Annotated in this window: 14 protein-coding genes; 7 read left to right on the forward strand and 7 right to left on the reverse strand. The window is 64.9% G+C overall.

Going from position 1 to position 16,199, the window contains the following annotated elements; translation table 11 throughout:
* The first annotated feature begins 33 nt into the window (after window positions 1-33).
* Window positions 34-723, forward strand: coding sequence for a YggS family pyridoxal phosphate-dependent enzyme (locus ACIGJG_RS14380; RefSeq protein ID WP_140951563.1), 690 nt, complete (start codon window positions 34-36; stop codon window positions 721-723).
* A 45-nt stretch (window positions 724-768) separates the two neighbouring features.
* On the forward strand, window positions 769-1,605 hold the full coding sequence (gene proC / locus ACIGJG_RS14385; protein WP_011298948.1) for a pyrroline-5-carboxylate reductase: 837 nt from the start codon (window positions 769-771) through the stop codon (window positions 1,603-1,605).
* 81 nt (window positions 1,606-1,686) lie between these two features.
* On the opposite strand, the gene ubiA is transcribed toward proC, so the two are convergent.
* From ubiA to recG, 4 genes are all read right to left on the reverse strand, one after another.
* Window positions 1,687-2,544 (reverse strand): 4-hydroxybenzoate octaprenyltransferase, encoded by an 858-nt coding sequence (ubiA, locus tag ACIGJG_RS14390; protein ID WP_011298949.1) that lies wholly within the window; start codon window positions 2,542-2,544, stop codon window positions 1,687-1,689.
* A gap of 150 nt (window positions 2,545-2,694) precedes the next feature.
* The gene (locus ACIGJG_RS14395; RefSeq protein ID WP_011298950.1) at window positions 2,695-3,180 is read right to left on the reverse strand and encodes a Dps family protein; all 486 of its coding nucleotides are present in this window, start codon (window positions 3,178-3,180) and stop codon (window positions 2,695-2,697) included.
* Window positions 3,181-3,447: 267 nt separating this feature from the next.
* A complete protein-coding gene (locus ACIGJG_RS14400) occupies window positions 3,448-4,398 on the reverse strand; it encodes a LysR substrate-binding domain-containing protein (RefSeq protein WP_011298951.1) in 951 nt (316 codons plus the stop codon).
* A 110-nt stretch (window positions 4,399-4,508) separates the two neighbouring features.
* Window positions 4,509-6,695 carry an ATP-dependent DNA helicase RecG gene (gene recG, locus ACIGJG_RS14405; protein WP_011298952.1) on the reverse strand — a complete coding sequence of 729 codons (2,187 nt, stop codon included), beginning with the start codon at window positions 6,693-6,695 and terminating at the stop codon, window positions 4,509-4,511.
* A 147-nt stretch (window positions 6,696-6,842) separates the two neighbouring features.
* On the opposite strand from recG, the gene queA reads away from it, so the two are divergent.
* The 5 genes from queA (at window position 6,843) to secF (ending at window position 12,618) form a co-directional block, all read left to right on the forward strand.
* The gene (gene queA / locus ACIGJG_RS14410; protein WP_011298953.1) at window positions 6,843-7,892 is read left to right on the forward strand and encodes a tRNA preQ1(34) S-adenosylmethionine ribosyltransferase-isomerase QueA; all 1,050 of its coding nucleotides are present in this window, start codon (window positions 6,843-6,845) and stop codon (window positions 7,890-7,892) included.
* Window positions 7,893-7,918: 26 nt separating this feature from the next.
* The gene (gene tgt / locus ACIGJG_RS14415; RefSeq protein ID WP_011298954.1) at window positions 7,919-9,049 is read left to right on the forward strand and encodes a tRNA guanosine(34) transglycosylase Tgt; all 1,131 of its coding nucleotides are present in this window, start codon (window positions 7,919-7,921) and stop codon (window positions 9,047-9,049) included.
* A 183-nt stretch (window positions 9,050-9,232) separates the two neighbouring features.
* Window positions 9,233-9,559, forward strand: coding sequence for a preprotein translocase subunit YajC (gene yajC / locus ACIGJG_RS14420; protein WP_011298955.1), 327 nt, complete (start codon window positions 9,233-9,235; stop codon window positions 9,557-9,559).
* Between the two features lie 197 nt (window positions 9,560-9,756).
* The gene (secD, locus tag ACIGJG_RS14425) at window positions 9,757-11,622 is read left to right on the forward strand and encodes a protein translocase subunit SecD (RefSeq protein WP_220631022.1); all 1,866 of its coding nucleotides are present in this window, start codon (window positions 9,757-9,759) and stop codon (window positions 11,620-11,622) included.
* Between the two features lie 24 nt (window positions 11,623-11,646).
* A complete protein-coding gene (gene secF / locus ACIGJG_RS14430; RefSeq protein ID WP_011298957.1) occupies window positions 11,647-12,618 on the forward strand; it encodes a protein translocase subunit SecF in 972 nt (323 codons plus the stop codon).
* A 72-nt stretch (window positions 12,619-12,690) separates the two neighbouring features.
* On the opposite strand, the gene ACIGJG_RS14435 is transcribed toward secF, so the two are convergent.
* Genes ACIGJG_RS14435 through ACIGJG_RS14445 form a run of 3 tightly spaced genes read right to left on the reverse strand, consistent with a single transcriptional unit; the run spans window position 12,691 to window position 16,167 of the window.
* Window positions 12,691-13,698: a response regulator gene (locus tag ACIGJG_RS14435; RefSeq protein ID WP_011298958.1), complete on the reverse strand. Its 1,008-nt coding sequence runs from the start codon at window positions 13,696-13,698 to the stop codon at window positions 12,691-12,693.
* Entirely contained in the window at window positions 13,695-14,828 is a 1,134-nt protein-coding gene (locus ACIGJG_RS14440) for a hybrid sensor histidine kinase/response regulator (protein WP_011298959.1), read from the reverse strand. The genes ACIGJG_RS14435 and ACIGJG_RS14440 overlap by 4 nt, the downstream gene beginning before the upstream one ends.
* A gap of 7 nt (window positions 14,829-14,835) precedes the next feature.
* The gene (locus ACIGJG_RS14445) at window positions 14,836-16,167 is read right to left on the reverse strand and encodes a sensor histidine kinase (protein WP_011298960.1); all 1,332 of its coding nucleotides are present in this window, start codon (window positions 16,165-16,167) and stop codon (window positions 14,836-14,838) included.
* Window positions 16,168-16,199: the final 32 nt, after the last annotated feature.

The following is a 16,199-nucleotide window of genomic DNA, read 5'->3' on the forward strand; positions in this document are numbered from 1 at the left end:
TTCTTTTTACTTCTTCTGTATGTCCGCAGGATTATGTCTGTAATTGCCGCCAACTTGCAAGCTGTGTACCGCGGCATCGCGGCGGCGGCACAACAAGCCGGAAGGACGCCCGAAGAGGTGGCGCTGCTGGCCGTTTCCAAGACTGTCGCGCCTGGCATCGTGCGCGAGGCATTCGAGGCCGGACAGCGCGCTTTTGGCGAAAACTACGTGCAGGAAGGCGTGGAAAAGATCGTCGCGCTGGCCGACCTGCGCAGCCAGATCACATGGCATTTCATCGGGCCGCTGCAAAGCAACAAGACGCGTCTCGTCGCCGAGCATTTTGACTGGGTGCATGCGCTCGATCGCCTCAAGATCGCACAACGGCTGTCGGAACAGCGCCCGGCCGGCATGGCGCCGCTGCAGGTCTGCATCCAGGTGAATATCAGCAACGAGGCAAGCAAGAGCGGCGTAGCCCCCGGCGAGGTGCCGGAACTGGCTCGCGCCGTAGCCGCCCTGCCCGGCCTGCGGCTGCGCGGGCTGATGGCGATTCCCGAACCGGCGACCGATCCTGCGGCACAGCGCGAGCCATTCACCGCCATGCGCAACCTGTTGCAATCGCTGCAGGCCGAAGGCCTGCAGCTCGACACCTTGTCGATGGGCATGTCGGGCGACATGAACGCAGCGATCGCAGAAGGCGCCACCATCGTGCGCATCGGCACGGCCATTTTCGGCGCACGCGCTTGAGCGCCACGACAGCATTTCCCTACACCATTCCAGCCAGAGACTGACATGCTCGACACCCTGACCTTCGGCTTCCTTGGCGGCGGCAATATGGCCACCGCGCTGATCAGCGGCCTGATCGCCCGCGGCGTGCCCGCCGGTTCGATCCGCGTGGTCGATCCGTTCCCCGATGCGCAGCAGCGCCTGGTGCGCGACCTGCGCGTGCATGTCGCCGGCGCACCCGACGCGGCGTTCGGTGGGTCCGACGTCCTGGTGCTGGCCGTCAAGCCACAGCAGTTCCGTGAAGCCGCCGCCAGCTTGCTGCCGCACCTGCCTGCGACTGGCGCCGGCAACCTGATCATCAGCGTCGCCGCCGGGATTCGCCTGCAGGACATGGAGCGCTGGCTGGGCGGCCGCACGCGTCTGGTGCGCGCCATGCCGAATACGCCCGCACTGTCGGGCATGGGTATGACGGGCTTGGCCGCGCCCGCCGGACTATCGCAACACGATCGCGCGATTGCCTCCGCCGTGGCGGAAGCCGTGGGCAAGAGCGCATGGGTCGATGGCGATGAGCAGATCGACGCGGTTACGGCCATTTCGGGCAGCGGTCCGGCTTATGTGTTCTATTTCATCGAAGCGATGGAACGTGCGGCGACGGAACTCGGCCTGACCACGCAGCAGGGTCGCGAGCTTGCGGTGCAGACTTTCCTCGGGGCAGCCACGCTGGCCGGGCAATCGACGGAACCGGTCGCTACGTTGCGCGAGCGGGTGACATCCAAGGGTGGCACGACGTATGCGGCGCTCACTGCCATGGAAAGCGCTGGAATCGGCGATGCTTTCGTGCGCGCCATGCAGGCTGCAGCGGCGCGTGGGAAGGAGATGGGGGAAGAGTTCGGGAAGGATTGAGCGGGCGTTTAATCTGACAGGGCGCTCGCCATACAGCAGACCGGCTCCCCCCTCCCTTGTGAAGGGGAGAGGGGAGAAAACCTAGCGGATCGCGTAGGCCACCGCGGTTCCCGCAAACACGCAGGCACCCAGCCAGTTGTTATGGCGAAACGCCGCAAAACACCGCATGCGATCCCGGTCGCGGATCAGCGTGTAGTGATAGCCGGCGCAAACCGCCGCAGCAGCCAGCCCCACCCAATACGGCCACCCCAGCGACAGCATCACGCCTGCCCAGCCCATCAGCACCAGGAACGCCGCGTAGCACAGCATGATCGCGGCCACATCAAAGCGGCCAAACGTGATGGCCGAAGTCTTGATGCCAATCAGCAGGTCATCGTCGCGGTCCACCATCGCGTAGGCCGTGTCATAGGCGACCGCCCAGAACACATTCGCCAGCAACATCACCCACGCCACCAGCGGCACCTGATCCTGCACGGCCGCGAATGCCATCGGAATGCCGAAGCCAAACGCAATGCCGAGGTAAGCCTGCGGAATCGCGAAAAAGCGCTTGAAGAACGGATACGTGCCAGCTACCACGGCAGCCACCACCGCGAGCCATTTGGTCAGGCTGTTCAGCGGCAGGATCAGCGCGAATGCGATCAGCGCGAGCACGGCGGCAATCAGCACCGCTTCCCACGCCGCGATCTTTCCCGCGGTCAGCGGGCGTTCCTTCGTGCGTTTCACATGCTTGTCAAAATCGCGGTCGGCATAGTCGTTGATCGCGCAGCCTGCCGAGCGCATCAGGAACGTGCCGGCAAAGAAGATGCAGAACACGCTCAGCGCAGGTGGGCCACCGGCCGCCATCCACAGCGCCCACAGCGTGGGCCACAGCAGCAGCAGCGTGCCGATGGGCTTGTCGATGCGCACCAGGCGCGCATAGAGGGCTAGGCGTTCAGACATGGGAGCTTGGGGGAAGGAAAGCAACACGGCGACAGCGGGGCGAGAGGAATCGGAGGAGCACGCGTTCAACGGACAGCGCCCATCGAACGAAAACGCGCCGCAGCCAGGACGGTTGCGGCGCGTTGGGGCAGCATGGGGATCAGATGGCCATCAGGCCAGCATCGAGCGCAGCATCCACGCAGTCTTTTCGTGTGTCTGCATGCGCTGGGTCAGCAGGTCGGCCGACGGTTCGTCGCTGGCGGCATCGACCAGCGGGAAGATCGAGCGCGCGGTGCGCACCACGGCTTCCTGGCCTTCGACGAGCTTGCGGATCATTTCGGTCGCTTCCGGCACGCCTTCCTCTTCCTGGATCGACGACAGACGCGCGTATTCCTTGTAGGTGCCCGGAGCCGGATAGCCCAGCGCGCGGATGCGCTCGGCGATGGAATCGACGGCCAGCGCCAGTTCGTTGTACTGCGTCTCGAACATCAGATGCAGCGTGTTGAACATGGGACCCGTCACGTTCCAGTGGAAGTTATGGGTCTTGAGGTAGAGGGTGTAGGTGTCAGCCAGCAGCTTCGACAGGCCTTCCGCGATCTTCTTGCGGTCCTTGTCGGAAATGCCGATGTTCACGCTCATCTCATTCTTCTTTGCCATGGTGATTACGCTCCGTTCGGAAAACTGGGAAAGCATGGGTCGCCGCCCAAGGGCAGCCCAACCCGCGCTGGGTGGCATAACCCCGACATTATTGCATTACCATGCAAGCCCGGACAAACCCCGAGGCAATTGATATGTATGGGTTTCTGGTGGCGGTGGTGATCGCGCCTGGCAGGCGCCCGCGCCCGATTTCCTGACTCTACGCGGCTGCAAGCAGGTCGCCGGCTACGCCGACGAAATAGCGGCGCCGCCAAGAACGACAACCCGTCAAGCCGCCTCAGCCAACTCCTTGGCATTCAACTTCCTGACCCCCGGCAATTCACACGCCGCCACCGCGTTCGCCAACGCCTCCATAGCTGGCAGCCGCGTAAAACTCTTCCGCCAGGCCAATACCACGCGCCGGTCAGGTACGGGCTCGGCAAACGGCACATAGGCCAGCATATCGCCCTTGGCCTTCATATCCGGCACAGACGTGCGCGGCAGCACGGTTATTCCTACGCCGCTCGCCACCATATGGCGAATGGTCTCGAGGGACGAGCCTTCAAACGTCTTCTGGATCCCGTCCGACGCCTGCGAGAAGCGCGACAGCTCGGGGCAAACGCCAAGCACATGATCACGGAAGCAATGCCCGCTACCAAGCAGCAGCATGGTCTGCTGCTTCAGCTCATCCGGATCAACATGGCTGACCTGCGCAAGCTGGTGCCCGCGCGGCACGGCAACGACGAAAGGTTCGTCATAGAGCGGCCGCACAGTGAGACCGGAATCGGCAAACGGCTCAGCCATGATCGCGCAATCGATCTCGCCCTGCTTGAGCAGTTCGATCAGCTTGACCGTGTAGTTCTCCTGCAGCATCAGCGGCATCTGCGGTACGTTCTCGATCATCTGCTTGACCAGGGCCGGCAGCAGGTACGGCCCGATCGTGTAGATCACACCGACTCGCAGCGGACCGGCCAGCGGGTCCTTGCCCTGTTTGGCAATCTCGCGGATGGCCATGGTCTGTTCGAGCACGCGCTGGGCCTGGGCCACGATCTGCTCGCCGACGGAGGTCACGGAGACCTCCGAGGTGCCGCGCTCGAAGATCTGCACGTTGAGTTCGTCTTCCAGCTTCTTGATCGCCACCGACAGGGTCGGCTGCGATACGAAGCACGCTTCGGCAGCACGGCCGAAATGGCGCTCTCGCGCCACGGCGACGATGTACTTCAGTTCGGTGAGCGTCATGACTTATCAATGTGCGGTAGGCGATAGATTTTACCTTCGATTCCCGAATCTGTCAGAACGCCGCGGGAATGCGGCGAACAGGCCACTGCGTCGTCAAAAAGAGCCGTAGCTCAGGCCTTCAGGTAGTGCTCGCGCCCGCCGAGCCAGCGCGACAGATGCGCCTCCACCGCCTCAGGAAACTGCGCAAGCATCACCTGTGCGGCTTCCCGAGCATATTCGACGAGCCACGCATCGGTGTTCAGGTCGGCGAAGCGAAGCATCGCTTCACCGGACTGTCGCGCACCGAGAAATTCGCCTGGCCCGCGGATATCGAGGTCGCGCCGCGCGATCTCGAAGCCGTCGGTCGTCTCGCGCATGGTCGCAAGGCGCTCGCGCGCCGTGGGCGACAGCGGCGCCTGGTACATCAGCAGGCAGACGGACTCCGCGGTGCCCCGCCCGACGCGGCCGCGCAACTGGTGGAGCTGCGCGAGGCCGAAACGCTCGGCATGCTCGATCACCATCAACGAGGCATTGGGTACATCTACGCCGACTTCGATCACCGTCGTCGCCACCAGCACCTGCAGGCGGTTGGCGCTGAAATCGTCCATCACGGACGCCTTCTCGGCCGGCGGCAGGCGGCCGTGGACCAGGCCGACGCGCAGGTCCGGCAGCGCGGCGACCAGCGTTTCATAGGTTTCCACCGCGGTCTGGAGCTGCAGGGCTTCGCTTTCCTCGATCAGCGGGCAGACCCAGTAGACCTGGCGCCCTTCTGCGGCGGCATGGTGGATACGGTCGATGACTTCGTCACGCCGCTCGTCATTGACCAGGCGCGTGACGATCGGCGTGCGGCCCGGCGGCAATTCGTCGATCACGGATACGTCGAGGTCGGCGTAATACGTCATGGCCAGCGTGCGGGGAATCGGCGTGGCCGACATCATCAGCTGGTGCGGGACGGTGTCCGGGGCAGTTTGAGCAGGCTCCGCGCTGCCGGCCTTGCCACGCAACGCCAGCCGCTGCGCGACGCCGAAGCGGTGCTGCTCGTCCACCACTGACAAGCCCAGCCTGGCGAAGCGCACGGTGTCCTGGATCAGCGCATGCGTGCCGATGGCTAGCCGCGCTTCCCCTGACTCCACGCGAGCCACGGCCTCGCGCTTCTCGCGCGCCTTGAGGCTGCCGGCGAGCCATACCACCGGCACGCCCAGCGGCTCGAGCCACGCCGACAGCTTGCGATAGTGCTGCTCGGCCAGGATTTCCGTCGGCGCCATGATCGCGGCCTGGTAGCCGGCGTCGATGGCCTGGCACGCGGCCAGCGCCGCGACGATGGTCTTGCCGCTGCCCACGTCGCCCTGCAGCAGACGGTGCATCGGGTGCTGCGCGGTCATGTCGGCCGCGATTTCCTCGACGACGCGCTGCTGGGCGCCGGTCAGGCGGAACGGCAGTGCGGCCAGGAAGCGCGTGAGCAGGCCGCCTTCCTGCCGGGGCATCGATGGCGCGTTCTTTTCGCGCCGCGCCTCGTGGGCACGCCGCAAGGAAATCTGCTGAGCGAGCAGTTCATCAAACTTGATGCGCTGCCAGGCCGGATGCGACCGGTCGGCCAGTGCCGCCTCGCTTTCCTGCGGTGGCGGCGTATGCAGCAGGCGCAGGGATTCGGCGAGCGGGCGCAGCTTTAGCTTTGCGACCGGGCCTTCGAGCACGGCGGGGGGCAGCGTCTCGGGCAAGGGCGTACGCGCTAGCGCGCCGGAGATGGCTTTGCGCAGATAGGCTTGCGAAATACCGGCCGTGGCGGGATAGACGGGCGTGAGCCGGTCTGGCAAGGGCTCATCCGGTGCGACCGGCCGCACCGTCGGGTGCACCATCTCGGCCCCGAAGAAGCCGCCGCGGACTTCGCCGCGCACGCGCAGGCGCACGCCCTCTTCCATCTGCTTGGTCTGGCTGCCGTAGAAATTCAGGAAGCGCAGCGTGAGTTCGCCGCTGTCGTCAGCGATCTTCACGACGAGCTGGCGACGCGGGCGGAACGTGACTTCATTGGAAATCACTTCGCCTTCGACCTGTGCCGGCTGGCCGAGCCCGGAGCGGCGGATGGCTTCAGCGATCGGCATCAGCGTGGTTTCGTCCTCGTAGCGCATCGGCAGATGCAGCACGAGGTCGACGCTGCGCCGCAGCCCCATCTTGGCGAGCCGCGCGACGGCGGACGATGGCTTGCTGTCCTTGCCCGTCGCCTTGCTCCCAGCCTTGCCCGCTGCCTTGGCCTTCGCGGACGGCGCTGAGTCGGGGGCTTCGGCTTTGTCCTCGGTGGGTTCGGTGGCGGTTCCGGGCATCGGTAATCGGGCGGGCGGAGAAATAAGGGGGATCACACCGGGCCGGGCGGCGCCTGGCGCCCAAGCCTTACAATATCGGATTCGCCGATTGTACCTATCCCGGTTGCCGCTCCGCGCGGCGCCTTGCCGGGGCATTGCCGTTTCCCCATGTTGACGCTGTCCGATTTCGACTTTCCGCTGCCACCCGAACTGATTGCACAGAGCGCGCTGCCCGACCGCAGTGCGAGCCGGCTGCTCGTGGTCGAGCGCCTCGCGCCAGGCGAGCAGCCCGATGCCATCCGGCTCGTCGACCGCGCGTTCAGCGACATCATCGGGTACCTGAAGCCCGAAGATTTGCTGGTCTTCAACGATACCCGCGTGATCAAGGCGCGCTTCTTCGGCCAGAAGCCGAGCGGCGGCAAGGTCGAGGTGCTGGTCGAGCGCGTGCTCGATACGCACACCGTGCTGGCCCAGGTGCGCGCATCGAAAACGCCCGCCGAGGGCAGCCTGCTGCACCTCGCCGAAGACGCGTTCGCTGTCACCGTCGGCCCGCGCGTCGACCAGTTCTTCACGCTGCGCTTTCCCGCGCCCGCGCTGGACCTGATCGAGCAGTACGGCCGCCTGCCGCTGCCGCCGTACATCACGCACGATCCCGACGCCTACGACGAAACCCGCTACCAGACCGTTTACGCGCGCAATCCCGGCGCCGTGGCCGCGCCGACGGCCGGCCTCCATTTCGACGATGCACTGTTCGCGCGGCTCGACGCCGCCGGCGTGCGGCGTGCGTTCCTGACGCTGCATGTCGGCGCTGGCACCTTCCAGCCGGTACGCACCGAGAACATCGCCGAACACAAGATGCACTCCGAGTGGTACGCGATTTCGCCGGAACTGGCCGATGCCGTTCGCGAAACGCGCAAGCGCGGCGGCCGTGTCATTGCGGTGGGCACGACCTCGCTGCGGGCACTGGAATCGGCCGCCAAGCCCGACGGCACGCTCGAAGCCGGCAATGGCGACACCGACATCTTCATCACGCCGGGCTACCAGTTCCGGCTCGTCGATGCCCTGATCACCAACTTCCACCTGCCCAAGTCGACGCTTCTGATGCTGGTCTCGGCGCTGGCCGGCGTGGAAGCCATCCGCGCCGCGTACCGCCATGCGGTCGAGGCGCGCTATCGTTTCTTCAGCTACGGCGATGCCATGTTGCTGACCCGCCAGTAACGCCTGAAGCCGAACCGAATCCCGCCATGCTCAATTTCGAACTCATCACTACCGACGGCAACGCACGACGCGGCCGGGTCACGCTGAACCACGGCGTGGTCGAAACGCCCATCTTCATGCCGGTCGGCACCTATGGCTCGGTCAAGGCCATGTCGCCGCTGGAACTCAACGAGATCGGCGCGGAGATCATCCTGGGCAACACTTTCCACCTGTGGCTGCGCCCGGGGCTGGACGTGGTGAACACGCATGAGGGCCTGCACCGCTTCATCGGCTGGGACAAGCCGATCCTGACCGACTCTGGCGGCTTTCAGGTGTTTTCGCTCGGCGACCTGCGCAAGATCACTGAAGATGGCGTCACGTTCGCGTCGCCGGTCAACGGTGACAAGCTGTTCCTGTCGCCCGAGATCTCGATGCAGATCCAGCGTACGCTGAACTCCGACATCGTCATGCAGTTCGATGAATGCACGCCGTACGAGATCGAAGGCCGCCCCGCCACGCATGAAGAGGCGGCCAAATCGATGCGCATGAGCCTGCGCTGGGCCAAGCGCTCGCGCGACGAGTTCGAGCGGCTGGCCAACCCGAACGCGCTGTTCGGCATCGTCCAGGGCGGCATGTTCGAGGACCTGCGTGATGAATCGCTGGCGGGCCTGTCCGAACTGGATTTCCATGGCTTCGCGATTGGCGGCCTGTCGGTGGGCGAGCCAAAGGAAGACATGATGCGCGTGCTCGAGCACGTGGCGCCGCGCCTGCCGGCCGACAAGCCGCATTACCTGATGGGCGTCGGCACGCCGGAAGATCTGGTGGCGGGCGTGGCGGCTGGCGTCGACATGTTCGATTGCGTGATGCCGACCCGCAACGCGCGCAACGGCTGGCTGTTCACGCGCTACGGCGACGTCAAGATCCGAAACGCTGCGCACCGCAATGACCCGCGCCCGCTCGACGAAAGCTGCGCGTGCTACACCTGCCGCAATTTCTCGCGCGCGTACCTGCACCATCTGCACCGTGTCGGCGAAATTCTTGGCGCACGCCTGAACACGATTCACAACCTGCACTACTACCTGCAGCTCATGCGCGAGGTGCGCGAGTCCATCGAGCAGCACCGCTTCAGCGACTTCCGCCGCCAGTTCGCCAGCGACCGCGCGCGCGGCACGCGCTGAGCCGCGAACTTTCCGACGCGGCGCGGTCGAATACCGGGCGACGGGTCTGTCGCGCATCTGCGCCAAGTCGCCCGCAACGCACCCCGAACAAACCCGGATTCCCGCCCTAGAATGCCAGGGCCGGCCTTGCACGGGTGATAGAATGGTCGATTACTTGAATGACTTTTGTGACGGAGAATCAACGTGCTGATTTCTAACGCATTCGCCCAGACCGCCGGTGTCGGCGGCGCAGCGGGTGGCCTGATGAGCTTCCTGCCCATCATCCTGATGTTTGGCGTGCTGTGGTTCATCATGATCCGCCCGCAGATGAAGCGCCAGAAGGAAGCCAAGGCAATGATGGAAGCACTGGCCAAGAACGACGAAGTCGTCACGGCCGGCGGCATCCTGGGCAAGGTCACCAAGGTGACCGACCAGTACGTGAGCCTGGAAATCGCCCCGGGCACCGAAATCACCGTGCAGAAGAACGCCGTGACCACGGTACTGCCGAAGGGCTCGCTGAAGTCGCTCTGATTCCCGTTCGCGACACTGCCCTTTGTCTTGTTCCGGCGTGCCGCCTTGTGCATGCCCTGGCAGCCGCCTGATCAGCCCGAAGGCCTGTAAAGGACCCTTCGTGGCGGCCAGGCGGCTGTTTGCCAACCGGTCCGGCCCCGACGGAGTGCCTCCAAGGCTCCCGGCGGACCCGCCAACCGCAGAATGACTGGCCAGAGATGAATCGTTATCCGCTTTGGAAATATGTCGTGATCCTGGTGGCCCTGGCCATCGGCATCATCTATACCCTGCCGAACTTCTTCGGCGAGGCGCCTGCCGTGCAGGTCTCCTCGGGAAAGGCCACGGTCAAGGTGGACCTCTCCATGCAAAAGCATGTGGAGGAAATCCTGGCCCAGAACCAGCTCCAGCCTGACGGCGTGTTCTTCGATGTATCGGGCCAGTCCGGCTCGGTCAAGGCGCGCTTCCGTACCACCGACGACCAGCTCAAGGCCAAGGACGTCTTGTCGCGCGCGCTCAATCCGGACGCTGCCGATCCGACTTACGTGGTCGCGCTGAACCTGCTCTCCGGCTCGCCGCGCTGGCTGACCGCGATGCATGCGCTGCCAATGTACCTGGGCCTGGACCTGCGCGGCGGCGTGCACTTCCTGCTGCAGGTCGACATGAAGGGTGCCGTCGACAAGAAGCTCGACAGCCTGGCGGGCGATGCCCGCACCCTGCTGCGCGACAAGAACGTGCGCCACGGCGGCATCGACCGCGACGGCGACAAGCTGACCGTGCGCTTCAACAATGCCGACGACGCCAACCGCGCGCGCGGTATCCTGGCCGACAACCTGCGCGAACTCGCCTTCGCGATGGACGGCAACAACGTGGTCGGCACCTTCACCGAAGCCGCCCGCAAGGCCGTGCAGGACGCCGCCGTCAAGCAGAACATCACCACGCTGCACAACCGCGTGAACGAACTCGGCGTGGCCGAGCCGGTGATCCAGCAGCAAGGCGCCGACCGCATCGTGGTCCAGCTGCCTGGCGTGCAGGACACCGCCAAGGCCAAGGACATCATCGGCCGCACCGCCACGCTGGAAGCCCGCCTGGCCGATCCGGACGCACCGCGCAACCCGCGCGCAGGCGACCCGGTTCCGTTCGGCAGCGAGCTGTTCACGCAAGGCAACGGCGCCCCGGTCGTGCTGAAGAAGCAAGTCATCTTCACCGGCGACCGCATCGAAAGCGCATCGGCCGGCTTCGACCAGAACCAGCGCCCGTCGGTCAACATCAAGCTCGACGCCCAGGGCGGCCGCGTGCTGCGCGACGTCTCGCGCGAGAACATCGGCAAGCCGATGGGCATCGTGCTGTTCGAAAAGGGCAAGGGCGAGGTGCTGACGGTCGCGACGATCCAGTCCGAACTCGGCTCGAGCTTCCAGATCACCGGCTCCTACTCGACCGAAGCCGCCAACGACCTCGCGCTGCTGCTGCGCGCCGGCTCGCTGGCCGCGCCGATGGAGATCATCGAGGAACGCACGATCGGCCCGTCGTTGGGCGCGGACAACATCCAGAAGGGCTTTGACTCGGTGGCTTACGGCTTCGGTGCCATCACCTTGTTCATGGTGCTGTACTACATGCTGTTCGGCGTGTTCTCGGTCGCGGCGCTAGGCATCAACCTGCTGCTGCTGATCGCTGTGCTGTCGATGCTGCAGGCCACGCTCACGCTGCCAGGTATTGCCGCTATCGCGCTGGTGCTGGGTATGGCCATCGACGCGAACGTGCTGATCAACGAACGTATCCGCGAGGAACTACGCGCGGGTGCTTCGCCGCAGATGGCCATCGCCGTCGGCTTCGAACGCGCCTGGGCCACCATCCTGGACTCCAACGTCACCACGCTGATCGCGGGCCTGGCGCTGCTGGCCTTCGGCTCCGGCCCGGTGCGCGGCTTTGCCGTGGTGCACTGCCTGGGCATCCTGACCTCGATGTTCTCGGCGGTGTTCTTCAACCGCGGCCTGGTCAACCTCTGGTACGGCCGCAAGAAGAAGCTGCAGAGCGTGGCCATCGGCCAGATCTGGAAACCGGGTGCGGACTCCCCGGTCGCCAAGTAAGCACCGATTCATCAGGACAACATCATGGAATTCTTCCGCATCCGGCGCGACATTCCGTTCATGAAGCACGCGTTGATCTTCAACGTGGTCTCCTTCCTGACGTTTGCCGCGGCCGTATTCTTCCTGTGGCACAAGGGCTTGCACCTGTCGATCGAATTCACCGGCGGTACGGTGATGGAGGTCAACTACCAGCAGGCCGCCGATCTCGAAAAGATCCGCGGCCAGGTGGGCAAGCTCGGCTATACCGACGTGCAGGTGCAGAACTTCGGCACCTCGCGCGACGTCATGATCCGCCTGCCGCTGCAGAAGGGTCCGGACGGCAAGCAAGTGACGTCGGCCCAGCAGAGCGAACAGGTCATGGGCGCACTGCAGGCCGCCACGCCTGACGTGAAGCTGCAACGCGTCGAGTTCGTCGGCCCGCAGGTCGGCAAGGAACTGGCGACCGATGGCCTGCTGGCGCTGCTGTGCGTGGTCATCGGCATCGTGATCTACCTGTCGTTCCGCTTCGAGTGGAAGTTCGCGGTGGCGGGCATCATCGCCAACCTGCACGACGTGGTGATCATCCTGGGCTTCTTCGCATTCTTCCAGTGGGAATTCTCGCTGTCGGTGCTGGCGGCCATCCTGGCGGTGCTCGGATACTCGGTGAACGAATCCGTCGTGATCTTTGACCGGATCCGCGAAGCCTTCCGCAAGTACCGCAAGATGACCACGCACGAAGTCATCGACCACGCCATTACGAGCACGATGTCGCGGACCATCATCACCCACGGCTCGACCGAAATGATGGTGCTGTCGATGTTCTTCTTCGGCGGCCCCACCCTGCACTACTTCGCGCTCGCGCTGACGGTCGGTATCCTGTTCGGCATCTACTCGTCGGTGTTCGTTGCCGCGGCGTTGGCCATGTGGTTCGGTGTCAAGCGCGAGGACCTGATCAAAGGCGAGAAGAAGGCTGGTGGTACGGATCGCGATGATCCGAACTTCGGGGCGCAGGCCTGAAGCCGGCCTGATGTCCAAATAAAAAAGCGCACCAGCCGGTGCGCTTTTTTGTTGCCCGCGGTAGCTAGTCGCTCAAGCCAATTCAGAAAACCGCTCGATCCAGATCGCCAGACGGTCCGTCGAAAAGCTGGCCGCGCGTTCGCCGACACGGCACGCAATGGCATCGCCTTCTCGCGCGAAGCGCAGCGCGCCGCCGACTTCCTCAAGCCACAGCAGGCACGCCAGCCATGTCGCATGCTGGGCCGACACCGCTTCACCAACCGGCTTCGCCACGAACTCGCTGAGCGCAGACGGCGAGGTCCATACCACCGCTTCGCCGTCGCGGCGCACGGTACCATCGCCGAGCGATTCGGCAATGACCTGTACCGCGTCCGCGGCGCCGCGCCCCGCATAGCGTCCGCGCAAACCCGCAAGCTGCGTCGCTACCGCATGGCCGAAGCTGCCGCTGCGTTCGCTCTCGGCGCGCACAAGGTCGGCGTAGTCCATACGCTGCCAGTCAGGCTCGGCATTGCGCGCGCCCGCCAATTCGGTTGCGGCCAGGTAGGTTTCCACGGGCTGGAAACGGCCAGGGCCAATCAGGCTCGCGCACAGCGCGTGAATCATCCCGATGCGCGTTGCCACGGTCTGCGTCTGCAGCACGCTCAGCTTTTCGCGCACGAGTTGGTCGCGCTCCTTGCGCAGGCCGGCCATCTCCAGCGCCTGCTTCAGTTCCATGCGCAGCGCGGTGATGTCCCACGGCTTTTTGATGTAGCGGTGGATCTGGCCCTGGTTGACCGCTTCCACGGTCTGGTCGAGTTCCGAGTATGCCGTGGTCAGGATCCGCACGATATGCGGATAGCGCTCGCGCGCATGGCGCAGCAGTTCATTGCCGTACTCGCCGGGCATGCGCTGGTCCGACACCAGCACCGCGAGGCTGTCGGCGTGCGCCTCGAGCAGCGTCTTGCCCTCCTCCACGGAGCCGGCCGTCACCACCGGGGCCAGGGCGCCGATCGCGCGATGGAAGTATTTGACGGCTGTGGCTTCGTCGTCGACGAACAGAATCGCCGGGGGTGGTGCCTGGGTGGCATTCGGTTCGCTCATCGGTCACTCCTGTGCATTCGATTCTTGAAATTTGGGAAGTCCAGCGTCACCGTCGTGCCGGCTCCGGACGCTGAGGCGATCCGGATGCCGCCGCCAAACGACTGCATGACGCGGTTGCAGAAAATCATGCCGAGGCCACTGCCGCCGGCCCCCGCGTGAGTAGTGACGGGATCCACGAGCAGGCGGTCCATCACTTCGGGCGGAATCCCCGGACCGTTGTCGCTGATGCGGATCTCCTGCCGCGGCTGCGCGACCACGACAAAGCGCAGGTTTGGCACACTGGTGTCGCCGAGTGCGCGCAGCGCATTGCTCATCACCGACGACAGCACCAGCGCCACGCAGTTGGGCAAGGTCTGTACCGGGAAGTCGCCGTGCATCTCAACCTGTACCCAGTTGCGCTGATCGCCGGCAAACGGATAGGTATCGAGCAGCGATGCGACCAGCGCGCCCGCGCTCACGTCGGCGGCGGGCTCCTGACGCGTCGGCGCGCTGCCCGCGCTGCTGCGCACGGATTGCAGGAACGACGACAACACCGCGAGGCAATACTGCGCGTTGTCGTGCATCGCGGTGGCTGCCTGTCCGATCTCGCCCTGCCGCTGGGCACTGTATTCGGCTGCCACGCGGCCTTCGATACCGCGCGCGAAATTGGCGATGGCCGCCAGCGGCGTGTTCAGTTCATGGGCCAGGAACGCCAGCGTCTCGTCGATGGCCATCAGGCGCTGCTGCCGCAGGGTCCGCTCGCGGGAGCGCTCCACGGCCAGGCGCAGCACGTTGCGCACATCGCCGACGCTGAGCGGCTTCTCCAGGATGCGGAACACCTCGCCGGAATTGACAGTCTGCAGCAGCACGTCCTTGTCGGCATAGGCCGTGACGAGGATGCGCACGATCTGGGGGAATTCCTCGGCCACCTGGCGCAGCAGGTCCCCGCCGTCGCGCCCCGGCATGCGGAAGTCGGTCACCAGGATGACCGTACGCGTACCGGCGGCACGCAGCATGCCGATGGCTTCGTCGGCGCCGGCGGCGGTCAGCACTTCGTACTCGTTGCCGACGGCGCGCGCAAAGTACTTGCGCGCCATATCTTCATCGTCGACGTAGAGCACGGCGGGCCGTGCCTGCTGGGCTTCTGTCATGGCCGTGTCACTCCGCGCGCGGCAGGTCGAAGCTGAAGGCGGCCCAGTGGCCGAATTCGCTCTCGACGATGAGCTGGCCGCCATGCCGTTCGATCACCGCGTAGCTGATCGACAGGCCGAGCCCCAGTCCCTGGCCCACGTCGCGCGTGGTAAAGAACGGCTCGAACACCCGTGCGATGTTCTCTTCCGCGATGCCCGGGCCATTGTCCTGCACGCGCACATGGAGCCGGTTCTCCATCCACTTGACCGTGGTATGGATCGCGGGCGCCGCCGTGCCTGCCTTGCGCATCGCCAGCGCGGCGTTCGAGAACAGGTTGATCAGCACGCCGATGACAGCAGCTTCGTCGCCGAGCACGAGGGTGTCGTCCGGCAGCTCGCGCGTCACCTTCACGCCGCGCAGTTCGTGGGCCGTGAGGCGGATCGACGAATCCAGCGCCTTTTCGAACAGGAACGGCGTGCCTTCGACCTCGGCACCAGGCTTGCGGTACGCAAATGTCTTCAGGTCCGACACGATATGCTGGATGCGCTGCATGCCCTGCTTGGCATCGACCAGGCACTCTTCGAGCGACGGGTTTTCCTTGGCCTGCGGCTCTTCCATGGCCACCTCGATCGCCATCAGACAGAAGTTGACCGGGTTGTTGACCTCATGCAGCAGGCCGGCCGCGAGCGTACCGATGGCGGCCATCTTTTCCTGCTGCAGCATCTGGCCTTTGATATCTACGAGCTTGCGGTTGATGACTTCGAGTTCGGCGTTCTTCTCGGCCACCTCGGCCTTGAGCCGGAACAGCATGAAGCGCGCGCGCTCGTTGAAAAAGGTATAGACCCCGCTGGCGGCCGCCGCAAACAGCAGGAACAGCGAATTGACGATGAAGGTACCTACCGGATCGATGCCGCCGTGGTGCAGCAGGCAGGCCGCCGCGTACAGCAGGTACGAAAGCAGGCCGAACACCAGGTTTTGCCACAGCCCGAACGGCAGTGCGATGCCCGAGGCGAAGATCGCGAGATTGAGGCCAACGTAATAAGGCGACTCCACGCCCTCGGTCTGCGAGATCATCCACGCGATCATGATCTGCGGCAGCAGCAGCCAGGTCAGCGTAAGCCATGGCGCGAAACGCCGGCCCGCGGCGCTGTAGAGCATGACCACCACGCCGGCAATCAGCAGCGACACCACCACGCGGGCCAGGCCAAAGGCGAGTTGCTGCTGCGGATACTGACCGTAGTCCAGCCCTACCCCGAGCAGGACGAGCGCGATGGCGGTGTAGGCACCCCCGCGGCTGAACGCCAGCCGGAAATCCGCGAGTTCCGACTGGTAGCCTGCATATAGTTGGTTCGTACTCATGACCTGGTCCGTTGGTGCCCCACCGCGCCAGC

The organism is Cupriavidus sp. C1SS-2L, from assembly GCF_057073735.1.